Genomic DNA, 25,850 nt, shown 5'->3' with positions numbered 1-25,850 from the left:
AAGAGTTTGCTCTTCTCAAAAAGTCATTTATAACAATCCAACAACTTTTTACTCTCTTAAATCAATAACACTATTATCAAGTGTAGCAGAAAGTTGAATTTTGTCACGCTTAACAAATTTGTTAGGTAGAAGTCCTAATGTCACTATTCATGAGCTATTTGGGGCAAATAAAATTGATGAAATGTAACTATTTTGTCATCGATGAGCATAAAAAAATACCTAAATCAATGAACGTTGATTTAGGTATTAGGGGGAGGTTTCAAGGGGAAATAGTTTCTCGCACTGTCCAGCTTCGCTAGCTGATATATGAATACCGACCTCTAATCATAGAAGTACAGTGCTTACCAGACCACTAGTCTTGTTTTAATACTTAGTGATTCTCTTTGGCGTGATTAATTGTATATTTAGGAATTTCAATTACCACATCTTCGTCTGCCATTAGGGCTTGGCAAGATAGGCGTGAAGTGGGCTTGAGTCCCCATGCTTTATCCAATAGATCTTCTTCATCATCTGTAGCTTCTTCCAGTGAGTCAAAGCCCTCTTTGACGACCACATGACAGGTTGTACAGGCACATGACATTTCACAAGCATGCTCTATCTCAATGCCATTATCCAATAAGGCACGGATAATTGGCTCACCTTGTTTGACGTTTTCAATCACTTTACCTTCTGGTGCTAATGTTTCGTGAGGTAATACGGTAATTTTTGGCATTTTTCTCTCTTTATCTCTATTCAAGAATTCCCTTTCTACTTTTACATATAGGAAAGGGATTTTTCTTTTTTTATATCTGATCCACTGTTTTACCTGCAAGGGCTAGGCGTATGCTTCTATCCATACGTCGTGCGGCAAACTCGTCTGTTTGATGAGAAAATGCCGCCACTTTACTACGGATAAGATTTACGTCTTGTGACTGTGCTATCGTTTTCAATTCGGCTAAACCTTGTTCGATATCAGCCAATTCTTGAGGGTTTAATAAATCTTTATCCGCTGCCAATGCAGATTGTACTGACTCAATCAACTGTTGTGCATTGACTTGTTCTTCACGAAGCATTCGCTGTTGAGCATCGTAATCTGATTGTTGCATACCCTCTGCTAGCATCTGTGCAATGGCATCATCGCTTAAACCGTAGCTAGGTTTAACGGTAATAGATGCTTCTACACCCGTGCTCATTTCTCTTGCCGTGACACTAAGTAAACCATCGGCATCTACTTGGAATGTTACTCTAATTCTTGCCGCACCAGCTACCATGGGAGGAATGCCACGTAACTCAAATCTTGCCAAAGAACGGTTTGCATCGACTAACTCACGCTCTCCCTGCAACACATGAATGCTCATGGCAGTTTGTCCATCTTTGAACGTTGTAAATTCTTGCGCTCTAGAAACTGGAATCGTACTATTACGATCAATAATCCGTTCAACTAGCCCTCCCATTGTTTCAATGCCTAAAGACAAGGGAGTAACATCTAATAATAGCCAATCTTCATCACTACTTTGGTTACCCACTAGTTTATTTGCTTGTAGTGCTGCACCCAATGCCACTACTTGTTCAGGATCAAGATTAGTCAATGGTTTAGTCGCAAAGAACTCTTGGACACGCTGTTGTACAATCGGCATCCGTGTTGCACCACCGACCATAACCACACCTTTAATGTCTGTCGGTTTCAGTTGTGCATCTTTTAACGCTTGTTTTGCTCGCTCTAGCGTGCGATTCACTAAGTCAGTAGCAATATTATCGAAATGAGTTCTTGGATAATTTAAATCCAAATGTAAACCATCTGACAAGGTTACTTGGAAATAGGCTTTAGGCTGTGTACTTAAGCGCTCACGCACAGTTTTGGCAATTGACAATAATAAGCGCTTATCTTGGATACTCAAATGGCTAGTATCATGATGCTTCATCACATCATTAACGATTAATTCATCAAAGTCATCACCACCAAGTTGTGTATCGCCTCCAGTTGCAATAACTTCAAATACACCTTTGCTTAATTTCAAAATTGAAATATCAAATGTACCACCACCTAAATCATATACCGCATAAACACCCTCAGCAGCATTATCTAAGCCATACGCAATAGCCGCTGCTGTTGGCTCATTTAATAATCGTAAAACATTTAGACCAGCTAAACGTGCCGCATCTCTTGTCGCTTGGCGTTGTGCATCATCAAAATAAGCTGGCACGGTAATCACGGCACCATTAATATCTTGACCTAAAGCATCTTCAGCACGTTGGCGTAATTTCGCTAAAATTTGAGCAGAAACTTCTACAGGACTCACGTCCCCTTGAATAGTTTTGATAGCTACGCTACCTGCATTTTTTTCTAATCGATAGGGAACATTTAATGCAACCGCTTCCTCATAAGAGCGTCCCATCAAGCGTTTGATAGATAGCAAGGTATTGTAAGGATCACGGTTTTGTGCACGCACAGCAGGTAATCCAATATGGACAGTACCATCTTTGAGGTATCTAACTGCCGAGGGAAGTAATACCTTGCCCTCTTCATCTTTAATAATTTCGGCAATACTGCTACGTACAGTTGCTACCAAAGAATGTGTTGTACCAAGGTCAATCCCAATCGCCACTTTACGTTGATGTGGTGCGGGTGATGCGCCTGGTTCTGAAATTTGCAAAAGTGCCATAAATTCTTTATCGTTTTAGGTCTTATTACTTAGCACAGTGTACTAAGCAAGTAATGATTTAATTTCGTTCTGTATTTTAGCGACAAACATCAGCTGACGGACTTTTTCTGTGGCTAACGCAAAATCTTTTTTATGATCTAACAGCTCCGTTAAACATCCCTCTAGCGTCTGTGCTTCCTGTTCAATAGCATTCAACAACACTAGCATCTGTTCAGGTTTACCCCTCACTTCATCTAACTGCTCACGCCATTGCATTTGCTTGATTAAAAAAGCTGAATCCATGCGAGTATTATTCTCTGCATCTACCGTATGATCCGCTAACTCACACAAATAAGCAGCCCGTTTAACGGGATTCTTTAAGGTATCATATGCCTGATTGATGCGCGATGCCCATTGCATAGCCACCCTTTTTTCTGCTGCACTAGCTGTAGCAAAACGGTCAGGGTGTACTCTGGCAGAGGCTTGTCGCCATGCTTGTTCTAATTGCGTTAAGTCTAATGCAAAATTAGCTGGTAAACCTAACAAACTAAAATACGTATCCACGACAAGAATCCTTAGTGTTTAAACAGAGAAAGACTCACCACAACCGCAGCTGGCTTTTTCTTTAGGGTTAGCGAATTTAAATCCTTCATTTAACCCCTCTCGCACAAAGTCCAGCTGAGTACCGTCAATATACGGTAAGCTCTTTGGATCAACATAGACTTTGACGCCAAAGCTTTCATATACAATATCGTGCTGATCAGCTTCATCAACATATTCAAGTTTATATGCCATACCTGAACAACCTGAGGTACGTACACCAACTCGCAAACCCAAGCCTTTGCCACGCTTAGTGATATTGCGTTGAATATGCTGTGCAGCTTTTTCGGTTAATGTAACTGCCATAATAATGTCCAATTATGCCTTTTTGTTTTTATAATCCGCTACAGCGGCTTTAATTGCATCTTCTGCAAGAATAGAACAGTGAATTTTTACAGGAGGTAATGCTAACTCTTCAGCAATTTGAGAGTTACGAATCTCTAATGCTTGATCCAATGTCTTACCTTTTACCCATTCAGTCACTAATGAACTAGAGGCAATAGCAGAGCCACAGCCATAGGTTTTAAAACGTGCGTCTTCAATAACTCCGTTATCATTGACTTTAATTTGTAATTTCATCACGTCACCACAGGCAGGCGCACCAACCATACCTGTGCCAACAGTTTCATCATTTTCAAATGAACCAACGTTACGAGGATTTTCGTAATGATCCAATACTTTATCACTATATGCCATGATTGAATTCCTTTATAAATACGTAATTAGTGTGCTGCCCATTGAACGCTATTTAGGTCGATACCTGCTTGTGCCATTTCCCATAATGGCGACATATCCCGCAACTTACCTACACGTGCTTTAATTAACTCAACAGCAAAATCAATTTCTTCTTCTGTCGTAAAACGACCAATGGTAAAACGAATTGAGCTATGTGCTAACTCATCATTACGTCCTAACGCACGAAGCACATAAGAAGGCTCTAAACTCGCTGACGTACAGGCTGAACCACTAGAGACAGCTAATTCTTTAATTGCCATGATTAATGATTCACCTTCCACATAATTAAAACTAATATTTAGATTATGTGGCACGCGGTGCTCAATATCACCATTCACATATGTTTCATCAATTTCTGTAAGGCCAGCCAATAAACGGTCACGTAATGCCTTAATACGAACATTTTCTTCGTGCATGGTCGTTTTTGCTAAAGCAAAGGCCTTCCCCATTCCTACAATCTGGTGAGTGGGTAAGGTACCTGAACGGAAGCCACGCTCATGACCACCACCATGCATTTGCGCCTCAATACGTACACGAGGTTTGCGGCGGATATAAAGTGCACCGATACCTTTTGGACCATATGTTTTATGCGCAGAAAAAGACATTAAATCTACTTTTAATTTGCTTAGATCAATATCTACTTTGCCTGTTGCTTGAGCCGCATCACAATGGAAAAGAATGCCTTTTTCACGTGTGATATTACCAATCGCTTCAATATCCTGAATCACACCAATTTCATTATTTACCATCATCACTGATACTAATATTGTATCTGGACGAATCGCTGCTTTAAGAACATCTAAATCTAATAGACCATTTTCTTGCACATCAAGATAAGTTACTTCAAAACCTTGACGCTCTAACTCACGCATAGTGTCCAATACAGCTTTATGCTCTGTACGAACCGTGATTAAATGCTTACCCTTTTCTTGGTAAAAATGAGCTGCTCCCTTAAGAGCCAAGTTATTTGATTCTGTTGCGCCTGATGTCCACACAATTTCACGTGGGTCAGCATTCACAAGGTCAGCCACTTGTGCTCTTGCATTTTCTACTGCCTCTTCTGCTTCCCATCCAAAGGCATGGCTACGTGACGCTGGGTTACCAAATTTTTCGAATAACCATGGTACCATTGCATCAACGACCTGAGGATCAACAGGTGTGGTCGCTGAATAATCTAAATAAATAGGTTGAGTTGTCATGTCAAAAACTCCAAACTTCTACATTAATACTGAACTTAACGCGTCTGTCTTGCGTTGAATATGCACGGGATTAGTCTCGTTATTATGTTGGACTTGACGCATTCTTTGTTGGTCAACAAGTTCTTGCAAAGTGACTGAATCCAAATAATCGACCATACGACGATTTAAGTTACTCCAAAGATCATGTGTCATACAATGACCACTCTCTCTACCATCTCTACCTGTTGTACAGGGTGTTTTATTACCACATGCAGTGGCATCTAGTGGCTCATCTACCGCAAAAATAATATCCGCAATAGTGATATCACGCGCATACTTTGCTAAGGTATAACCACCACCCGGGCCACGCACGCTTTCTACAAGCTCGTGACGGCGAAGTTTACCAAACAACTGTTCGAGATATGAGAGAGAAATATTTTGACGCTGGCTAATAGCCGCTAATGTAACTGGGCCCGCATGATGACGCAAACCTAAATCAATCATTGCCGTGACCGCAAAACGACCTTTTGTAGTTAATCTCATAGCATTTTCCTTGCATAACCAAGTAATTTACTCAAGTATAACAAAAATCCGAGTAAATTACTAGGGATTTATGCAAAAATGCAATATGATTGAAATATAAAGACTTTTTACGCAGCCTTTACCTCTTTCTTAAGAGAGTTAATGAGGTAGGAGGAATATCAACAACAGTATAAGACTAGCCTTATGCTATTTGATATTGAGTCACGCGCTTACTCAAGACTTCAAACATCCCTTGACAGGCATCCTCTAAATAATCCAACATTTTAAAGAAGCCATCAACACCACCATAAAATGGATCTGGCACTGTCGCCTCTTCATAGTCATTCGCGTAACGCATCAATAGCATTAATTTATGATGCTCTTGACGAGGCGCTAACTGTTGAAGATATGACAAACACTCCCAATCCATAGCGAGAATAAGGTCATATTCTTTGATATCTTGGAGCGTAATCTGGCGTGCACGAATATCGCTAATATCATAGCCATGCTTGCGTGTCACAAACTGAGCTCTGCCGTCGGGAGCTTCACCAATGTGATAATCATGTGTTCCTGCTGAGTCTATTTGAATGCTATTTTGCAACCCAGCCTCTTGGACTAAATGACGCAAAACGCCCACTGCACTCGGTGAGCGACAAATATTACCCATGCAAACGAAAAGTACTTTTGTATCCATAGTGGTGATAGTTTGAACTAAAACGAGTTATTTATCAAGTTTTTCCTAAAATAAACTATTAGCTTTTTCAAGAACTGTTAAGAAATCTAAATCTTGTTTTGTTAATTGGTGGTTAGCCTTGGCTTTTTCAATCAAATCAGGGCGATATTTTATCGTTAAAGCAAGTGATTGTTCTCTTCGCCATTGAGCTATTTTTTTATGATGCCCTGACAACAATACCTCTGGCACAGGTATTTGTTGATAAATCTCAGGTCGTGTATAGTGAGGACTATCTAACAAGCCTGACTGTGACTCATGAAAAGAGTCTTGCAAAGCAGACTCATGCGTATTTAAGACACCCGGTAGCAATCTCACAATACTATCTACCACTGCTAATGCGGCAATTTCACCACCTGAAAGCACAAAATCACCAAGTGATAACTGAGCATCAACACAAGTATCAATAAAGCGCTGATCAATTCCTTCGTAACGTCCACAGATTAAAATAAACCCACTTGAGTTCATCATAACCTGTGCTTGGCTTTGTTTGAATACTGCACCAACAGGACTTAGTAAATACACGGGATGATTAAGACCTTGAGCTGATAAATCATGTTTTATTGCTTCTAGCGTTTTTTGCAAAGGTTCAGCCAGCATCACCATGCCCGGACCACCACCATAAGGTCTATCATCTACAGTATGATGAACATCATGTGTAAAATCACGAGGATTCCATGTCTTTAATTGCCAAAGACCCTTTTGATGCGCCCTTCCCGTTACCCCTAAATCTGTTACTGTCTTGAACATTTCAGGGAACAAGGTGATGATATCAACTCTCACCCTAGCCTCTTAAAAATCAACAGGCCAATCGGCAAAAATAGTACGCTTAGCCAAATCTACCTCAGGAACAGTTTGTTTAACAAAGGGAATTAATACTTCAATGGGTTTACCTTTGGCATTAAGCATAGGCTCATACTGTTGCCCTAATATTTGTTGCTGACGTTGTACATGTAAAACACCATGAGCACCATTATCAGAGACTTCGGTTACCACACCAATTAACCCAGCTGGATCTGTCTGCAAACTATATACACTACAACCGATTAAGTCTACCCAATAAAATTCATCATCATCGGTACTAGGAAAATCAGCACGCGAAATATAAACCGTTGTACCTTTTAGTGCTTGAGCTTGATCTCTATCTGCGATTCCTCGCAAACGTGCCACGACAGAACTACCTTGTGCACGACTACGTACAAGATTAGCATTACGCATAGACTCCAAAGGCTTACCCTTAAGATCTGCACGCATCAGCCACCATGTATCTACATCTAATAGAATCGTCTCTTGTTCAGAAAAAGGAATGACTTTAATCATACCTTGAACACCATAGGCATCACTAATTCTACCGACTTCAACTAAATCATCTGGTATTTGCTCACTCATGGGTACTCTTTTTTCGCTATGTTAAGTCACAAGAAAAACGACCGCTAGCACATCAATTGCCACCGGCCGCCATTACTAAACTGACAAGAGCAGTTTATACAAACACAAACCCAATAAATTAAGCTGGTTTGAATTCTTTTAATAAACGAGCAACTGCATCAGAAACCTGAGCACCGTTTGATTTCCAGTATTCAACACGATCAACAGCAATACGTAAATTTTCTGCTGACTCACTACCTACTGGGTTGTAAAAACCAACACGCTCAATAAAGCGACCGTCACGACGATTGCGTGAATCAGCTGCTACGATATTATAAAATGGACGTTTTTTAGAGCCACCACGGGCTAAACGAATCACCACCATGGGGGTTATTCCTCTTTAAAAAGTTAGTTAAATAATTCAATAAACGTATAATTTTATAAGTTTTTACTAAATAAATCAATACTTAGCGTAAAGAAATATAAAAAACACGCTATTTTACAACAATGCACTTAGCGCTTTTTAATAAAGTGCCAAGTGGTTTTATCATCAATCAATACTTGCAACAAGATCTCGTGCCCAGTTTGTTTTGCAAATGCTTTAAAGTCGCTAACCGCACTTTTATCTGTCGTGGCAACTTTTAACACCTGCGAACTTTCTAAACCTTGTAAGGCTTTTTTAGTTCGCAATAACGGCAAAGGACAAACCAATCCTGTTGCATCAATGGCTAAATCTTCCTGAGGAAAATCGCTCATCTTCTACACCTATACCATTTAAAGCTTAGCATCAATCCATGCAGGAACAGCTGCTAATGCATCAGGCAGTGCATCTAACTGGACACCACCACCCATTGCCATATCTGGACGACCGCCGCCTTTGCCCCCTAATTTTTCAGAGATAAAGGCAACTAACTCTCCCGCTTTAACTTGGGCTGTTTTATCATTAGTTACGCCAACAGCTACACTAGCCTTACCATCAACCTCAGCTGCTAATACCACAATGCCTGATTGCAAACGGTCTTTCAACTGAGGAACGATATCACGTAAGAATTTAGTATCGGCATCTTTCAAGCTAGTCACTAATACTTTAGTGCCTTTGATATCTTTAGCTTGAGAAGCCAAATCACTCGCTAATGCTACCGCTAATTTTTCTTTGGTATGCTCTAGCTCTTTTTCTAATTGACGTGTTTGTTCTTGTGCCAGTTTACTACGTTCATATAGATCAGCTGGAGGAGCTTTCAATAAAGCAGCCGTTTTGTTTACACTATCGTTAAGTTGATGAACCCACTGTAATGCATTCAATCCAGTTACCGCCTCTACACGACGAATACCAGAGGCAATACCTCCCTCTGATACTATCTTAAATAGGCCAATATCACCAGTACGTTTAACATGTACACCACCACAAAGCTCACGAGAGAAACCAATATCTAATACACGAACTTCATCGCCATACTTCTCACCAAACAATGCCATCGCTCCACCAGCAACAGCATCATCAAACGACATCATTTGTGCATGAACCTCTGTATTGGCTAATACTTCAGCATTCACAATTGCCTCAACTTCAGCAATTTGCGCTGGAGTCACAGGAGCATCATGAGAAAAGTCAAAACGTGTTTTTTCGGCATCAACCAATGAGCCTTTTTGTTGAACATGACCACCTAATACTTGACGTAATGCTTTATGCATCAAGTGAGTTGCTGAGTGGTTACGTGTAATACTTTGGCGACGTTGTACATTCACATGAGCTTGTACCTTATCACCTACTTTGATTTGACCTAAAGTTACTGTACCGTAGTGACCAAAAACATTAGCTGTAATCTTTTGTGTATCGTGCACCTCAACAGCATTACCATAGCCAGTTAACGCACCGGCATCACCCACTTGACCACCTGATTCAGCATAGAATGGTGTCTGATCAAGGACTAATACAACCTCTTGACCTTCGGCTGCTTCTGCAACAGATACCCCTTCTACATAGATAGCTAAAATTTTTGATTCTGTTTCTAAGCTAACATACCCTTGGAAGTCTGTATGCTGACCTGAGTAACTTAAGGATTGATGCGTTTTAAACTTACCACTTGCACGTGCTGTTTCACGTTGGTGTTCCATTGCCGCTTCAAATCCTTTCTCATCCACTTCAACTCCACGTTCACGACAAATATCAGCCGTTAAGTCAAATGGGAAACCATAAGTATCGTACAAAGTAAAGACTGTTTTACCATCAAGCACACCACCTTTTTTCAAACCCTCTAAGTTCTCTTCTAGGATTTTCATACCCTTTTCTAGTGTCGCTTGGAAGCGTTCTTCTTCTAGCTTAAGAACGGCAACGACACGCTCTTGTTGCTCAGCCAATTCTGGATAAGCCTCACCCATTTGAACAACAAGATCAGCCACTAATTTATTAAAGAAAGGTTTTGTCTGCCCTAACTGATAACCATGACGTAAAGCGCGACGAATAATACGGCGCAACACATAACCACGTCCTTCATTACCGGGAATCACACCATCCACTATCATAAAACTACATGCACGGATATGGTCTGCGATGACTTTTAGTGAGTTATTACTTAAATCACTCGTGCTTGTCTCACGTGCCGCTGCTTTAATAAGATTTTGGAATAAATCAATCTCATAGTTAGAATGAACATGCTGTAAAACAGCCGCAATTCGTTCTAATCCCATACCAGTATCTACACAAGGATGAGGCAATGGATGCAATACACCCTCTTTGTCTCGTTCAAATTGCATAAATACTAAGTTCCAAATCTCAATATAACGATCGCCATCCTCTTCAGGTGATCCTGGAGGGCCTCCCCAGACATCTGGACCATGATCATAGAAAATTTCAGAACAAGGACCACAAGGACCAGTATCAGCCATTTGCCAGAAATTGTCTGATGCATAACGTGCGCCTTTATTGTCACCAATACGAATAATTCTTTCGGCAGGCACGCCAATCTTATCTTTCCAAATGTTGTACGCTTCGTCATCTTCAAAGTACACAGTGACCCAAAGCTTCTCTTTCGGCAACATATATACAGTCGTCAATAACTCCCATGCATAACTAATTGCACTCTCTTTGAAATAATCACCAAAACTAAAGTTACCTAACATCTCAAAGAACGTATGGTGACGTGCTGTATAACCCACATTTTCTAAGTCATTGTGCTTACCACCCGCTCGCAACGAACGCTGCGCTGTTGTGGCACGTTTATATGGGCGAGTATCTTTGCCAGTAAAAACATCTTTGAATTGAACCATACCAGAGTTGGTAAACAATAGCGTAGGATCATTAGCTGGAATTAATGAAGATGATTTAACAATCGTATGATCTTTAGATTGGAAAAAGTTTAAAAACTTTGAGCGAATTTCTGCTGTTTTCATCGTTATTTAAGAGAAAGGAAAAATAAGATAACCGTTTATTATAAGCGAATTAGCCATAATAGATAAAAACTAAGGCTTGTGCCACAAAAATACCTCCTTATCTCCTCTCTTTAATAATAATTGTGCAAAGTGTCCCTTAACCACTACATAAGGATAATTGCGATAGACATTTTGCACGGTTTGTTGCTGCGTCTTAGGATCTATACTTAATATGGCTGGCACTGTTTGCGTAGGCCAAAGCTCAACCCATACTTCATCCTGTGTACTAAACACTTGCATAGGAAGCAGTGCTTCATCTCCCTGCATTTGCCATGCAAACGAATATTGATTAACCGAGCGAGGACTAAACTCCCAATCAGGGTATTGCCTTTTTTTAAGTAACCAGTCTGCTTGTGTCGTACAACCTACCATTACGGGGAAAACAATCATAGCAAAGACATTTTTTAAGCGATTAGGCAATAAAAACATATAAATTTCTCCTTATAAATAGTTGAGTTTTTAAATCAACCCAATTATTTTCAGAGAAAATACCATCCGATTTCTATTGACAAAACTACGGACGGATAACGTTGTCCACCCTTAATCAAGACAAAAAACTGCACGTCAAAATTACAGTTAAGAGATTACAGACTATCTGACCACCAGCTAGAAGTTAGTTTTCGGTATGCAGCTTTTATGCAATTAAACTCTCGTAAGGAATCTGTAAGCCGTGATGTAAGTTTTTAATCATCGTTAAACTTAAGGGGCGCTTTCCATTCAGAACTTCTGAAATTTTACTTTTGGCTCCTAGATACGGTGCTAAATCATCACGTGTTAGATTCTCTTGTTCCATTTTAAACTTAATGGCGTCTATAGGATTGGCATGAGCAATCACATAATGCTTTGACTCATAAGACTCAATGAGCGCTAATAAAATATCTCTTTCATCTGCTTCTGGTGTACCATTATCTGCTTGAAAAACTTTTTCAAGCGCCATAAATGCAAGAGTTAAATCATCATCATTACGAATTGGCTTAATATTCATTGATTTCCTCTACATTAATTTCGTTATAGTCCTTATGAGTACCGATAAATTTAACCCAAACCACACCAATCTGATAAGCAATTTCTACGACTAATCGATACTTATTACCCGCTATATTAAAAACTACTCGATTGTGTCTACAGATACTCGCATTCGCAAAAGTAGCCTTCACATCTTGTGGTGATTTCCAATCAACCTTTAAAACAATATCATGCCACGCTTCCAGCGGACGTTGAGCATCTTTATACAGTCCCCAAAAATGGACTAAAGTACGCTTGGCTATCACTCGCATAATCACTCTAAACTATTGAAATTATTTTAATTCCCTTTTTGGGAATTTACAAGTATCTTCTTTACTAATAAGAAAAAAGAAAATCATCTCAATATATTGCCCAAAATGCGAGTTCTTTTCTATTGCCAAAACTACGGATGGATAACGTTATCCATCCGCACGAGTTTTATAATAATTATCCTTGTAACTTAGCAATATCGGCTGCCGATGTAAATGAGTCAGCAAAGAATTCTTCAACAGGCAAACCCGCTGCGGCATAAGCGTCTCTTGCGCTCGAAATCACAATTGGCGCACCACACGCATAAACTTGATAGTCAGTTAAATCAGGAATATCTTCTAAGACAGCCGCATGTACAAAGCCTGTACGCCCCGTCCAATTATCTTCTGGTAAGGCATCAGAAACAACAGGAATGAATGTAAAGTTCGGCAATAACGCTTCCCATGAACGGCACAAGTCCATCATATAAATATCAGTAGGACGACGACCTCCCCAATATAGCACGATAGGACGCGTAATACCTACTGCAATAACCTCTTCCATTATCGCTTTTAGTGGGGCAAATCCAGTACCACTCGCCAACAATACAATAGGTTTTTCAGAGTTTTTGCGCAAAAAGAATGATCCTAACGGTCCTTCTAATCGCAAAATCTCTCGTACTTTCATCGCTGTACTAGCACCAAATACATGATCGGTAAAAAGACCGCCCGGCATATGACGAATATGTAATTCTAAAGCGGCTCCTTCTTGGGGTCTTGTCGCTAAAGAATATGCCCGACGACTGCCATCTTTTAAAATAAATTCTACATATTGTCCTGCTTCATAGCGAAACACATCTGAAGCTGGTGTTTGTAATTTAAGCAGCATTACATCGTCAGAGAGTTTTTCCATTTCACTTACACGCACAGGAATCTTTTTTACTTGAATATCTGAAGACATACGTACTTCACGTGCTTGAATGACTAAATCCGATTCAGGTTTAGTCTCACAAAATAAACACATCCCTTGTGCACGCTCTTCTTCTGAAATAAGACGCTCAGTCCCAATTCCCGGCTCATAATCACCAGAAACTACCTTACCCTTGCAACTGGTACAAGAGCCTGTACGACAGCTATAAGGCAATACAATATCGTGCTCAAGTGCGGCATCTAAGATAGTTTGCCCCTCCTTCGCCGTAAATGTATGCTGAGTAGATTCAATAGTAATTTTATAAGTCATGATGGTGATTACACTCCAAATAAACAGTCTAAAGGTGCTGGAATAGCAGCACCCTCAGACAAACTGAGCCATTAGTTTTCAATAATTAATCTGTGGTCAAGCTTTCTTTGACAACCGTATCATTATTATAATGGCAATAATGTTGCTTGTTTAATGCGCAAATTTAATGCCTTACCTTTGCGAGCACGTTTACCCACAAATTCCTGCAAATCGCCCAAGGCAATTAAATCCTCAACATCCTTGTTCCGATAAACGCCAGTTGCCATAATACCTTGTTCAGTCACAGCCAGAATTTGGGCAAATGTATCTTTGGCATCAAACGTCATCAAAATAGTACCACGCCCGCCACCACTTAAGGCTTTCACTTCATTGACATCAATCATTAAGAAACGATTAGTTTTTGTCAACATACCAATATATTGAGTATTATCGGGCAATAGCACAGGTCTTAATATCTTAGCTTTATCTTCTAAATTAATAAATGCTTTACCTGCTTTTTGACGAGTACTCATATCACTGATACGAGCACTAAAACCTAGACCATTATCTTGACACAGTAACCAACGACTATTTTCTGTGCCAGCAATAATATGAGCTATATGAGTACCGCTTTCTAAATCAATCATAGCAGTAATAGGCTGACCATCTCCTCGTCCAGAAGGAAGATGAGAAACTGGTACTGAATACACACGACCGTTTGAACCAATACCAATTAGCGTATCCACGCTACGGCACTCATAGGAAGCATAATATTTATCACCCGATTTAAAACCAACTGCTGACATATCATGACCATGACCATGGCGTGCACGCAACCAGCCTTTTTCAGACACAATCACAGTAACTGGCTCATCCACAACCTTATTTTCCACAGCAGCACGCTCTGCCACCTCAATAATGGTACGACGATCATCGCCAAATTTTTTCGCATCTTGTTCAATTTCTTTAATCATTAAACGTTTTAGCGAAGAAGGATTTTCCAATAAATCTTCTAATTTAGCTTGTTCTTGACGTTTTTCATCAAGCTCCTGCTCAATTTTAAAGCCTTCTAACTTGGCTAATTGACGCAAGCGCATTTCTAAAATATCTTCAGCCTGTAACTCAGATAACTGAAAACGTTGCATTAATGCTGGTTTTGGCTCATCTGATTCACGAATAGTCTGAATCACCTCATCCACATTAAGATAAACGATTTGACGTCCCTCTAGGATATGGATCCTAGCCATAATTTTATCTAAGCGATGCTGTGATCGACGAGTCATTGTGTCTGTTCTAAATGACAGCCATTCAACTAGAATTTCTCTTAATGAGCGCTGTTTTGGTCTACCATCAATACCGATACAAACTAGATTAATTGGAACGCTACATTCCATACTGGTACTAGCCAACAACGCATTTACAAACTCATGGCGGTCAACACGGGAGGACTTTGGCTCAAATACTAATCGTACATCCGCTTCCATTCCTGACTCATCTTTTTGGCTATCAAGCAAAGCTAACATTGCTGCTTTAGCTTGTTGTTGCTCCTGAGTTAGTGTTTTCTTACCTGCCTTAACTTTTGGATTCGTAATTTCTTCAATCTCTAACAACACTTTTTGGGCTGATGTATTAGGAGGTAATTCATTCACCACTAATTGCCATTGCCCTCTTGCTAATTCCTCAAACTCAAAACGAGCACGCATTTTTAGTGAACCACGACCTGTTGCATAAATTTGCTGAATCAGCTCTGGGGAAGAAATAATTTGTGCCCCACCACTAAAATCTGGGCCGGGAACCAATTGATAAAGTTCTTCATCACTAATTTGTGGCTTTTTCAATAAAGCAATACAAGCACTGGCGATTTCATTAAGGTTATGTGAGGGAATTTCAGTCGCCATCCCAACAGCAATGCCTGACGCACCATTTAATAACATCATCGGTAGCCGTGCAGGCAACATTTGAGGCTCTTGTTCACTACCGTCATAATTAGGAATAAACGAAACTGTCCCCTCATCTAACTCATCTAGCAAAAGACTAGCAATTGGCGTTAAACGAGCTTCGGTATAGCGCATTGCCGCCGCACTATCGCCATCGCGAGAACCAAAGTTACCTTGACCATCAATTAATGGATAGCGAAGCGTAAAGTCCTGAGCCATACGCACCATTGCTTCATAAGCGGCTTGGTCACCATGTGGATGGTATTTACCCAATACATCACCTACTACGCGCGCAGACTTCACATGCTTGGCACCAGAGCGTAAGCCCATCTTATCCATAGCATATAAAATACGACGTTGCACAGGTTTTTGACCGTCACCTACTTCAGGTAAAGCACGCCCTTTTACTACTGAAACAGCATAATCTAGATAAGCTTTTTCAGCGTACAATCCTAAGGTAAGACTTGGCTCACCATTTTCTTCTACTGTAAATAAATTATTTTGTTCGCTCATCACACATCCAAATCTGCTAAGTTACCTTTTTCTTCTATCCAAGAACGACGTTGGTTAGATTCATTTTTACCCATTAACATATCAAACATAGCTAGCGTTTGTTCCTGATCTAATTGACCAAAGCCCACTCGTAATAAACGTCGCGTATCTGGATTTAAAGTGGTTTCTCTTAATTGTTCTGCACTCATTTCACCTAGCCCTTTGAAACGACTCACTGTTAGCGCAGACTCACGAATATTTTCAGTATTAATTAATTTATCTTGAATACTCGCCAATTCTTCAGCATCCAAACAATAAAATTTGCGTGCAGGTCGTTTACCTTGAGCCGAGACATCCACTCTAAATAATGGTGGCTGTGCGACATAGACAAAACCATTTTCTACGAGTTTGGGAAAATGACGATAAAATAACGTCAATAACAATACCTGAATATGCGAGCCATCCACATCCGCATCCGATAAAATGCAAATACGGCGGTAACGCAACCCTGATAAATCTGGATTATCATTAGGGCCATGAGGATCTACACCAATCGCCACCGAAATATCATGAATTTCATTATTAGCAAATAGACGATCCTTATCCACCTCCCATGCATTAAGTACCTTACCTCGTAAAGGCAGGACGGCTTGGAACTCCTTATCACGTCCTTTTTTCGCTGATCCACCAGCAGAGTCTCCCTCAACAAGGAACACTTCGGTACGAGTGACATCATTTGACTCACAATCGGTTAACTTACCGGGTAAAACAGCCACCCCAGAGCTTTTTCTTTTTTCTACTTTTTGCGCTGACTTAGAACGAGCTTGAGCTTGTGCAATCGCAAACTCAGCCAGTTTCTTGCCGTAATCAACATGCGAATTTAACCATAACTCAAACGCAGACTTAACAAAACCACTGACTAATTTAACGGCATCACGACTATTTAAACGCTCTTTAACTTGCCCCTGAAACTGTGGATCAAGTACTTTAGCCGATAGAACAAAACTAGCACGTGAAAAAACATCCTCTGGTAACAGTTTAATGCCTTTCGGAAGTAAATTATGCATACCAGCAAACGCATTTAAGGCATGAAACAAACCCTCACGTAGCCCTGACTCATGTGTTCCGCCATTAACTGTTGGAATTAAGTTCACATAAGACTCTCGCACAACATTGCCTTCTGTTGTCCAAGCAACTACCCAAGCAGCACCTTCTCCCTCAGCAAATTGCTCATGATGGGCTCCTGCATATTCTTGACCATTGAACAAAGGGATTAACAAATCCACATCATTCAATTCTTCTTTAAGATACCCCGCCAAACCGTCTTCATAAACCCATTTACGCGTATCTCCCGTTTTTTCAATCGTCAAGCTAACTTGAACACCTGGCATTAACACAGCTTTACTACGCAGTAAATGAATCAACTCTTGTTGAGGAATAGTAGCTGAATCAAAATATTTAGCATCTGGCCAGACTCGAACACGCGTACCAGACTTACGCTTAGGTGCCGTATCAATCACATGCAATGGCGTTTGTACATTACCACCATCGGCAAAAATAAGCTCATTCACCTGTCCATCACGTGTTACGGCTACCTCTAATTTGGTGGATAAAGCATTTGTCACTGATACGCCTACACCATGTAAGCCACCAGAAAACGCATAGGCACCACCCGCTTTTTTATCAAATTTACCACCCGCATGGAGTCGAGTAAAGACAATTTCTACTACAGGCACTTTCTCTTCTGGATGCAATCCTACAGGAATACCACGACCATCATCCTCAACCGTAATACTTTGGTCTGTATTTAATGTGACTTGAATCTTTTTGGCAAAACCTGCTAATGCTTCGTCAGCTGCATTATCAATCACTTCTTGAATGATATGCAAGGGATTATCTGTACGGGTGTACATACCTGGACGCTCGCGCACAGGCTCTAAGCCTTTTAGAACCCGAATCGAGCTTTCATCGTAATTATCTTTACTCGCCACCTGAAAATCTCTACTGTGTAAAAAATCAGTATTTTATAGCCTTTTCCACTACCTCTGGGGAATAAGCTAGGTCTTAAGGAATTTTTTTAATATTTTTTATGGCTTTTAACCATCAGAAAAAAAAAGTTGTACAATACGGTACATCAGATAGATTAGACCACTAAGATTGATGACTATGAGAAAAATCTACCATCTGGTCTTATCCTCGTAACACTAATTCTAGTTCCCTCACTAATTTCCCAACAAGCTTTATTGGTGAATACTTATACGACTTATACAAAATATGTTGATAGGCAGGGACTTTCATATTTTATTTTTTTACTCTCACTATGAGGTAACAACAATGAGCGATTTAATTAAACATGCTACGACAGACAGCTTTGATGCTGATGTTTTACAGTCTGGTAAACCTGTATTAGTAGACTACTGGGCACCTTGGTGTGGTCCATGTAAAATGATTGCCCCTCTTCTAGATGAAGTGGCTAATGAGCTAGGTGATAAAGTTCAAGTCGTTAAAGTTGACGTTGAACAGCACCCTGAAATTGCCGCTAAATTTGGCATCCGCGGCATCCCAACACTGATGATTTTCAATGAAGGTAAAACAGTAGCGACTAAAGTCGGCGCTGTGAATAAATCTGATTTGACTAAATTTGTTGAAAGTAATATCTAATAAACTCTCGTCGCGTGGGCTATTTCTTTAGCCCACCACACTTTTAATCCTCCATATTCATAACATAATGCATTTAAACGAATTAAAAACATTGCATGTTTCGGCTCTGTTAGACATTGCTGCAGGCCTAGAAATCGAAAACGCTAACCGCTTCCGTAAACAGGAACTCATGTTTCAAATTATGAAGCGTCGTGCAAAATTAGGTGAACAAATCTTTGGTGATGGTGTACTTGAAGTATTACCTGATGGCTTTGGTTTTCTACGCTCTCCTGATTCATCCTATCTAGCAAGTACTGACGATATTTATATTTCTCCTTCTCAGATTCGCCGTTTTAATTTACATACAGGTGACTCTATTGAAGGTGAAGTCAGAGTCCCTAAAGATGGTGAACGTTACTTTGCTCTGGTCAAAGTAGAAAAAGTAAACGGCATTGCACCAGAAGCGATGAAACATCGCATTATGTTTGAAAACTTAACGCCTTTACACCCTGACCAACCACTTATTCTAGAACGTGATATCAAGAGTGAAGAAAACCGTACGGGACGCATTCTTGATATTTTTGCTCCTATTGGTAAAGGTCAACGTGCTCTTATCGTAGCAAGCCCTAAATCAGGTAAAACTGTTATGATGCAGCATATTGCTCATTCTTTAACTACTAATTATCCTGATGCCACGTTAATCGTATTACTCGTTGATGAGCGTCCTGAAGAAGTAACAGAAATGCAACGCACTGTCCGTGGTGAGGTGGTCGCATCCACCTTTGATGAACCAGCTACACGTCATGTACAAGTAGCGGAAATGGTGATTGAAAAGGCAAAACGTTTAGTTGAGCTAAAAAAAGATGTGATTATTCTGTTAGACTCTATTACTCGTTTAGCGCGGGCGTATAACACTGTTGTTCCATCATCAGGTAAAGTCCTAACCGGTGGTGTTGATGCAAATGCACTACAGCGCCCCAAACGTTTCTTTGGTGCCGCACGTAAAATTGAAGAAGGTGGATCATTAACCATTATCGGCACAGCACTGATTGAAACAGGTAGCCGTATGGATGATGTAATTTATGAAGAATTTAAAGGCACAGGTAACTGTGAGATCCATTTAGAACGTCGTTTAGCAGAAAAACGCTTATACCCTGCTATTAACCTTAACAAATCTGGCACTCGTCGAGAAGAACTGTTAATGAAACCTGAGACATTACAAAAAACGTGGGTACTTCGTAAGTTTATTCATGAAATGGATGAAGTGGAAGCGATGGAATTTATCTTAGATAAAATTCGCTCAACCAAAACCAATGACGAGTTCTTTGAACTGATGAAGCGATAACGCTAGATTAAGAATAAACAAAAACATCAATTGTTTAAATCTTAATGAATTATTTGTAGAAGTTCAGACTTCATCTGACAGTTCCCCGTTTGACAAGCGGTGTCTGTCAGATTAGATTTAGCTCAGCTTTTTGCTGTTCCAAATCTGTTTACCATCAATCAATGTTTCTATGGGTGTTCGCCCACAGCACATCTTTCCTTGATGAGTTCGTTCATTATTATAGAAATCAAGCCATTCGTCTAGGTCTTTTTGCAAACTATCTAAATCAGCATAGAGTTTTTTGCGGAACGTTACTTGATAAAACTCCTGCAAAATGGTCTTATGGAAGCGCTCGCAAATACCATTGGTTTGAGGTGATCGAGCCTTAGTCTTTGTATGCTCAATTTCATTAATAACTAGATAAAGCTCATAATCATGATGCTCTACCTTACCGCAGAACTCTGTTCCTCTATCTGTCAGAATGCGTAATACAGGTAAATCATGCTCTGCATAAAAAGGTAATACACGATCATTAAGTAAGTCTGCAGAAGTAATAGGGGTTTTAGAGGTGTATAGCTTACAATGCGCTACTTTACTGTAAGTATCGACATATGTTTGCTGATAAATACGTCCTACCCCTTTTAAATGCCCCACATAAAAGGTATCTTGTGAACCCAAATAGCCAGGATGCGCGGTTTCAATCTCACCCATGGCTTACTCTTCATCTTTCTTGCGTTCAAGAGCTTGTATTTGTTGCTCATTCAGAATAATTCCTTCTTGCTGTACTTTCGCCTCTAAGGCGTTTAGACGTTTGGTAAAGTTCTCCAAGTTGTGCCGCAACCAAACGGAACGAACACCACTAGGTGATACAAATATTCCCTGTTTACGCAACTCATTGCTAATTCTTAGTTGACCATAGGCAGGATAATGAATCGCCATCTCTATCACCGCTAACTCAGTGGCTTCGTCCACTCTATTTTTAAGGTTAGGCACCCGTCTATTACGATCAATGAGTGCCTCTATACCGCCTTCTTCAACCAATTCTTTATAGCGATAAAATGTATCCCTCGATACGCCCATAATTTTGCATGCTTGCGACACATTTTTTAATTGCTCTGCTAAATTAAGCAGTCCTGCTTTATGTTTAATCACATTATTGGTAGTATGTAACATGAGAGTTTCCTTTTGTTTGTTTAAAAGATTCGCACCTCTTATTCAAACGGGAAACTCTCTTTTTTGCAACTCATTTGTCAGATTTGGTCTGAACTTCTACATTTAATCACATTATTGGTAGTATGTAACATGAGAGTTTCCTTTTGTTTGTTTAAAAGATTCGCACCTCTTATTCAAACGGGAAACTCTCTTTTTTGCAACTCATTTGTCAGATTTGGTCTGAACTTCTACAAATTATTGCCTAAAAAACTCGGTAAAGCTATTAGCCTTACCGAGTTTTTTATTTTTGTATTAAAACAAGCCATTCTTTGTTAAGCTGGTCTGCCGTTTTCAATACAGGAAATTACTGCTGTTTAATTCCTGCTGCATCCACTACTTTTTTCCAACGATCAACTTCTTGTTGGGTATACTTGCCTAACTGTTCTGCATCCATATACTCTGCTGTTGCTCCTAAAGTTTGTGCTTTCGCTTTGTACTCTGGTGTTTCCATAATTTTATGAATTTCTGTGGTTAACTTTTCAACCACTTCTTTTGGCGTATTTTTTGGTGCATACATAGCAAACCAAGAAGATACCTGAAGATCTGGCAATCCTGCTTCAGCCGCTGTTGGTACTTCTGGCAAGCTATCTAATTTTGTATTACTCGTCACAACTAATGGTTTAATACTACCTGCCTTAATATGGGCTAATAGGGGTGGAGGTGTAGTCACGGTAAAGTCAATCAAACCACCTAACAAGTCTGTTAAAGCAGGACCTGTGCCATTATAAGGTACATGAGTTGTCTCAATTGAAGCCATTTGATTGAGTAATTCTGTGGTGACATGCTGCAAAGAACCATTACCTGAAGAGGCATAATTCAATTTGCCTGGATGAGCTTTTGCGTACTCAATTAAGTCTTTCATTGAATTTACGGGTAAGTCTTTTTTTACCACGAGCACTTGTGGCGCAGACAACACATTGGCAACAGGGGCAAAATCTTTTACCGGATCCCATTGTACTTTCATAACACTAGGAGTAATCACTTGGTAACCTGAGTATTGCAATAATAGCGTATAGCCGTCTGCTTTACTTTTAAGTAACTGTTGTGCAGCAATATTGCCTGCTGCACCTGGTTTATTTTCTACCACTACAGACTGGCCTAATGCTTTACTTAAGGGTTCAGCTACCATGCGTGCAGCAATATCGGTAGTACCTCCTGGCGCCGCCGATACAATTAACGTAATAGGTTTAGTTGGATACGTTTCTGCATAAGCAGAATGCATGGCTAAGGCACAAGTCAATGTAGATAAGGTCAATGTTTTTAATGTCATACTGCTGTCTCCATTTAAGTAGGTCTACTATGGTTATCTAAAAATAATTAAAATTTACTCATTGTTGTGATGATGATTCACTATTTTTTAATAAAATCTATTCTGTTTAAAAAATTAAATAGTCTGGATATAATCAGGTGCTGGATATAGCCTAGATCGAGGTCCAGCTTTACTCACTTGGCTTGAAATATCATGCTGAATCAATCGTGGTAATTGTTGGGCTAATGCACATATTTTGGATAAATTAACGCCCGTATCGTAACCATTTAATGCAAGCATATGGACTAAATCCTCCGTACTCACATTACCTGAAGCACCTGGAGCATAAGGGCATCCTCCTAACCCACCCAAGGAAGCATCAAACCGTATAATCCCCTCATCTAAAGCCGCCATAGTATTAGCAAGCGCCATTCCTCGTGTATTATGAAAATGAGCGGTAATATCCGTTTCTGGAAAATGTTTTTTTACTTGTGCAAACAGATCTTGCACTTGTTTAGGATAGGCCATCCCTGTCGTATCACATAAGGTAAATTTATTCACCCCAATATGGCTAAATTTCTCTATCCAGGCTAGTACATCACTAACGGCAATATCACCTTCCATGGGGCAACCAAATACAGTAGAAAATGATACATTAATCGATACTTTATCTTGATAAGTATCAATCACTGTTTTTAATTGTTCGAACGAGCCTTCTCGGCGCATGCGTAAATTGGCACGATTATGCGTTTCACTCAGTGACATCACCAAATTAAACTCTTGAACCTGTGAATCATACGCTCTTTCAGCCCCTCGTAAATTGGGTACTAGTGCCGTATACACAACGTCTGGATTTCGATGAATTTCATGCATCACCACTTCTGCATCTTTAAGTGCCGGTATCGCTTTTGGTGAGGTAAAGGACGTCACTTCTATCTTGGCGTAACCACTTTCTGATAGTGTATTAATAAACGAAATTTTTTCGTCTGTGGGAATAAATACTGCTTCATTCTGAAAACCATCTCTAGAAGCAACCTCATTAATATATACACGTGTCATTATTAATCACTCTCTTGTTCTTAACCGTTATTAAATGATGCCCTTCGCTTTCCAATCCGCCTGTGTTGTTTCTGAAATACCTAATGATTGCAAGACAGCATGTGTATCCTGTCCCAACGTAGGCGCTGCTCGCTCAACACTGCCCGGGGTTTCACTCAGCTTAGGCAAAATACCTGGCAATATTGCTGGTGTACCGTCTTCTAATTGGCCCTCAATCAACATATCACGTGCCTTATAATGCGGATCGTTAACAATATCTTCAATATCATAAATTCGACCTGCTGGAATGCGTTGTTCATTCAATGCCGTCAACACATCTTCTAATGAATGCTGTGCAGCCCAATCACCAATTACACCGTCAATGAAGGCGGCTTCCTTGGAACGACCGTCATTATGAGCAAAACGCTCCTCTTGTGCTAAATCTTCTCTTCCGATTAGCGTCATTAATCGTTTAAAAATACTATCGCCATTGCCTGCAATTAATGCATACTTGCCGTCTTTGCAGCGATAGGCATTACTCGGTGTAATACCAGGCAAACTACTACCTGCGGGTTGACGAATTTCGTTAAAAACTGAATATTCGGCGACCATACTCTCCATCATATTAAAGACTGATTCATAAAGCGCAACATCAATTACTTGACCACTACCATTTAAGGTTTCACGATTTCGCAAGGCTAATAACACCCCAATCACACCATGCAACGCCGATAAAGAATCACCGATAGAGACGCCTACACGTACTGGTGGACGACCAGGCTCACCACTTAAATGTCGTAATCCCCCCATAGCTTCACCAACCACACCAAATCCAGGTAAATCTTTATATGGTCCTGTTTGTCCATAACCAGACACGCGTAACATAATTAACTTAGGATTAATTTTTTTAAGCTCTTCCCAACCTAATCCCCATTTTTCTAAGGTTCCTGGACGAAAGTTCTCTACTAAAACATCTACTGTAGGAATAATTTTACGTATGACTTCCTGTCCTTCTGGCGTATGTAAATTTAAGGTGACTGATTGTTTATTCCGAGATTGAGAAGCCCACCACACTGATGTTCCATTATGCAATAGTCGCCATTTACGTAATGGATCGCCTGTTTCAGGTGGTTCAATTTTGATCACTTCCGCACCAAATTCAGCCAACATTTTGCAGGCAAATGGTCCTGCAATTAATTGACCTAATTCTAAAACTTTAATTCCATCTAATGGCTTTGCCATACTTCACCTCATTGCTATTGTTAATCTATATTGCAATAAGGTTACTGTGTTGTGAATCGGTAATTTTTGAATAACCCTTTCCTAATTTTCAAGGCTTAACTTTGTACATCCATACAAAAGCGGTAATCCATTGATAATTAACGTTATTTTATTGTGGGCGTATTTTTGAGAAACTGTAATAGACTGAGAGCATCTGGGGTAAGTCCCAATAGAGATCGAACACCTATCCAAAGTGTTCGCATTGCCCATGGCTCATTGAGTGGAATATAAATTAAACGCTTACCAAGTATTTCGGGAGGAACGGATTGTAAGGGTAAGATACCAATTCCTAAACCAGCTTCGATCATACGACAAATAGCATCAAAGCTATTAACTTGTACACGTAATTTTAACGGTGTTTGTGCTTGTAATGAGGCATCTTGTAAACGTTTTAATAGCGAAGCCCCCTCAGATAACCCCACCAAATCATAGGCTAGCACATCAATAAAGTTCAGCTGTTGCTTGAGTGATAATGGATGCTGAACGGGGACTAATACCACTAACTCGTCTTGACGATAAAGAAATTTCTCAATAGATGGGCTAGGTACATTATCGGCAAAAATACCTATATCTATTCTTCCTTGTGTTAAAGCAGTGATAATATCAATACTATTTCTTTCTTCTAAATTTAAATGAATATCTGGATGTTGTTGTGAAAATAATGCCAAGTCCTTGGGTAGAAATTGAATAATGGAAGACGTATTAGCCCATAATCTAACCTGACCTTTTAAACCCAAAGCATAGTCTTGCATATCGGCACTCAGCCGATTAATCGCAAATAACACTTTTTCTGCATGACTAATCAACCCTCTTCCTGCCGCCGTTAATTCTAATCCTCGTGCCTGCCTCACAAACAATGAGCAACCAAGCTCTTTTTCCAGCTCACTAATGCGTTTACTCACTGCTGACAATGTCATATGCATCTCAGCAGCCACTTTGGTCAAATTTAAGGTACTTGCTGCAGCTAGAAATAATCGAAGTGTTAAGGGATCAAACCGTGATAAATTCATAACGATCAACTA

General features: G+C 39.9%; 25 protein-coding genes and 1 pseudogene. 2 read left to right on the top strand and 24 right to left on the bottom strand.

Annotated features, from left to right (window positions below; genetic code table 11):
• Window positions 1-370: 370 nt before the first annotated feature.
• The 19 genes from fdx to parE form a co-directional block, all read right to left on the bottom strand.
• A complete protein-coding gene (fdx, locus tag BQ4443_RS10030; RefSeq protein ID WP_071058833.1) occupies window positions 371-712 on the bottom strand; it encodes an ISC system 2Fe-2S type ferredoxin in 342 nt (113 codons plus the stop codon).
• 70 nt (window positions 713-782) lie between these two features.
• A complete protein-coding gene (gene hscA / locus BQ4443_RS10025) occupies window positions 783-2,642 on the bottom strand; it encodes a Fe-S protein assembly chaperone HscA (RefSeq protein WP_071058831.1) in 1,860 nt (619 codons plus the stop codon).
• A 42-nt stretch (window positions 2,643-2,684) separates the two neighbouring features.
• Window positions 2,685-3,194: a Fe-S protein assembly co-chaperone HscB gene (gene hscB / locus BQ4443_RS10020; RefSeq protein WP_071058829.1), complete on the bottom strand. Its 510-nt coding sequence runs from the start codon at window positions 3,192-3,194 to the stop codon at window positions 2,685-2,687.
• 9 nt (window positions 3,195-3,203) lie between these two features.
• Window positions 3,204-3,527, bottom strand: a complete 324-nt coding sequence (iscA, locus tag BQ4443_RS10015; protein ID WP_023948921.1) for an iron-sulfur cluster assembly protein IscA — start codon at window positions 3,525-3,527, stop codon at window positions 3,204-3,206.
• 12 nt (window positions 3,528-3,539) lie between these two features.
• Window positions 3,540-3,917 carry a Fe-S cluster assembly scaffold IscU gene (gene iscU, locus BQ4443_RS10010; protein ID WP_023948923.1) on the bottom strand — a complete coding sequence of 126 codons (378 nt, stop codon included), beginning with the start codon at window positions 3,915-3,917 and terminating at the stop codon, window positions 3,540-3,542.
• 26 nt (window positions 3,918-3,943) lie between these two features.
• The gene (locus BQ4443_RS10005; protein ID WP_071058827.1) at window positions 3,944-5,155 is read right to left on the bottom strand and encodes an IscS subfamily cysteine desulfurase; all 1,212 of its coding nucleotides are present in this window, start codon (window positions 5,153-5,155) and stop codon (window positions 3,944-3,946) included.
• A gap of 18 nt (window positions 5,156-5,173) precedes the next feature.
• On the bottom strand, window positions 5,174-5,677 hold the full coding sequence (locus tag BQ4443_RS10000; RefSeq protein WP_023948926.1) for a Fe-S cluster assembly transcription factor: 504 nt from the start codon (window positions 5,675-5,677) through the stop codon (window positions 5,174-5,176).
• A 181-nt stretch (window positions 5,678-5,858) separates the two neighbouring features.
• Window positions 5,859-6,350, bottom strand: a complete 492-nt coding sequence (locus BQ4443_RS09995; protein ID WP_031273978.1) for a low molecular weight protein-tyrosine-phosphatase — start codon at window positions 6,348-6,350, stop codon at window positions 5,859-5,861.
• A gap of 45 nt (window positions 6,351-6,395) precedes the next feature.
• A complete protein-coding gene (gene trmD / locus BQ4443_RS09990) occupies window positions 6,396-7,169 on the bottom strand; it encodes a tRNA (guanosine(37)-N1)-methyltransferase TrmD (RefSeq protein WP_071058825.1) in 774 nt (257 codons plus the stop codon).
• A gap of 9 nt (window positions 7,170-7,178) precedes the next feature.
• Window positions 7,179-7,775 (bottom strand): ribosome maturation factor RimM, encoded by a 597-nt coding sequence (rimM, locus tag BQ4443_RS09985; RefSeq protein WP_023948932.1) that lies wholly within the window; start codon window positions 7,773-7,775, stop codon window positions 7,179-7,181.
• A gap of 118 nt (window positions 7,776-7,893) precedes the next feature.
• Entirely contained in the window at window positions 7,894-8,139 is a 246-nt protein-coding gene (gene rpsP, locus BQ4443_RS09980) for a 30S ribosomal protein S16 (protein ID WP_023948934.1), read from the bottom strand.
• 128 nt (window positions 8,140-8,267) lie between these two features.
• Window positions 8,268-8,510 carry a sulfurtransferase TusA family protein gene (locus BQ4443_RS09975; RefSeq protein ID WP_023948936.1) on the bottom strand — a complete coding sequence of 81 codons (243 nt, stop codon included), beginning with the start codon at window positions 8,508-8,510 and terminating at the stop codon, window positions 8,268-8,270.
• Window positions 8,511-8,528: 18 nt separating this feature from the next.
• Complete coding sequence (gene alaS / locus BQ4443_RS09970; protein ID WP_071058823.1) at window positions 8,529-11,144, bottom strand: alanine--tRNA ligase; 2,616 nt, start codon at window positions 11,142-11,144, stop codon at window positions 8,529-8,531.
• A gap of 69 nt (window positions 11,145-11,213) precedes the next feature.
• Window positions 11,214-11,612 (bottom strand): TrbG/VirB9 family P-type conjugative transfer protein, encoded by a 399-nt coding sequence (locus BQ4443_RS09965; RefSeq protein WP_071058821.1) that lies wholly within the window; start codon window positions 11,610-11,612, stop codon window positions 11,214-11,216.
• Between the two features lie 205 nt (window positions 11,613-11,817).
• Window positions 11,818-12,168 carry a helix-turn-helix domain-containing protein gene (locus BQ4443_RS09960; protein WP_031273980.1) on the bottom strand — a complete coding sequence of 117 codons (351 nt, stop codon included), beginning with the start codon at window positions 12,166-12,168 and terminating at the stop codon, window positions 11,818-11,820.
• Window positions 12,158-12,460 carry a type II toxin-antitoxin system HigB family toxin gene (locus tag BQ4443_RS09955; protein WP_023948942.1) on the bottom strand — a complete coding sequence of 101 codons (303 nt, stop codon included), beginning with the start codon at window positions 12,458-12,460 and terminating at the stop codon, window positions 12,158-12,160. Before BQ4443_RS09955 ends, BQ4443_RS09960 begins: the two co-directional genes overlap by 11 nt.
• 175 nt (window positions 12,461-12,635) lie before the next feature.
• On the bottom strand, window positions 12,636-13,676 hold the full coding sequence (locus BQ4443_RS09950) for a CDP-6-deoxy-delta-3,4-glucoseen reductase (RefSeq protein ID WP_071058819.1): 1,041 nt from the start codon (window positions 13,674-13,676) through the stop codon (window positions 12,636-12,638).
• A gap of 125 nt (window positions 13,677-13,801) precedes the next feature.
• Complete coding sequence (gene parC / locus BQ4443_RS09945; protein ID WP_071058817.1) at window positions 13,802-16,105, bottom strand: DNA topoisomerase IV subunit A; 2,304 nt, start codon at window positions 16,103-16,105, stop codon at window positions 13,802-13,804.
• Window positions 16,105-18,075 (bottom strand): DNA topoisomerase IV subunit B, encoded by a 1,971-nt coding sequence (gene parE / locus BQ4443_RS09940; RefSeq protein WP_071058815.1) that lies wholly within the window; start codon window positions 18,073-18,075, stop codon window positions 16,105-16,107. Before parE ends, parC begins: the two co-directional genes overlap by 1 nt.
• A gap of 343 nt (window positions 18,076-18,418) precedes the next feature.
• Here parE and trxA point away from each other — a divergent pair, with 343 nt between their 5' ends.
• Both trxA and rho read left to right on the top strand, forming a co-directional pair.
• Window positions 18,419-18,745: a thioredoxin TrxA gene (gene trxA / locus BQ4443_RS09935; protein ID WP_071058813.1), complete on the top strand. Its 327-nt coding sequence runs from the start codon at window positions 18,419-18,421 to the stop codon at window positions 18,743-18,745.
• 67 nt (window positions 18,746-18,812) lie between these two features.
• Entirely contained in the window at window positions 18,813-20,069 is a 1,257-nt protein-coding gene (gene rho / locus BQ4443_RS09930; protein ID WP_023951327.1) for a transcription termination factor Rho, read from the top strand.
• A gap of 117 nt (window positions 20,070-20,186) precedes the next feature.
• Here rho and BQ4443_RS09925 read toward each other — a convergent pair.
• From BQ4443_RS09925 to BQ4443_RS09905, 5 genes and pseudogenes are all read right to left on the bottom strand, one after another.
• Window positions 20,187-21,221 (bottom strand): annotated as a pseudogene (locus tag BQ4443_RS09925) (IS481 family transposase).
• Window positions 21,222-21,564: 343 nt separating this feature from the next.
• Entirely contained in the window at window positions 21,565-22,530 is a 966-nt protein-coding gene (locus BQ4443_RS09920) for a Bug family tripartite tricarboxylate transporter substrate binding protein (RefSeq protein ID WP_071058811.1), read from the bottom strand.
• 114 nt (window positions 22,531-22,644) lie between these two features.
• Window positions 22,645-23,568: a hydroxymethylglutaryl-CoA lyase gene (locus BQ4443_RS09915; RefSeq protein ID WP_023951331.1), complete on the bottom strand. Its 924-nt coding sequence runs from the start codon at window positions 23,566-23,568 to the stop codon at window positions 22,645-22,647.
• Window positions 23,569-23,598: 30 nt separating this feature from the next.
• Window positions 23,599-24,789 (bottom strand): CaiB/BaiF CoA transferase family protein, encoded by a 1,191-nt coding sequence (locus tag BQ4443_RS09910; RefSeq protein WP_023951333.1) that lies wholly within the window; start codon window positions 24,787-24,789, stop codon window positions 23,599-23,601.
• Window positions 24,790-24,932: 143 nt separating this feature from the next.
• On the bottom strand, window positions 24,933-25,838 hold the full coding sequence (locus BQ4443_RS09905; protein WP_071058809.1) for a LysR family transcriptional regulator: 906 nt from the start codon (window positions 25,836-25,838) through the stop codon (window positions 24,933-24,935).
• Window positions 25,839-25,850 lie beyond the last annotated feature (12 nt).

This window comes from Pelistega sp. MC2 (assembly GCF_900099475.1).
Lineage (GTDB): Bacteria > Pseudomonadota > Gammaproteobacteria > Burkholderiales > Burkholderiaceae_B > Taylorella > Taylorella indica.
The sequence above is the reverse complement of the archived record's forward strand: the minus strand, read 5'-3'. Positions and strand labels throughout refer to the sequence as shown.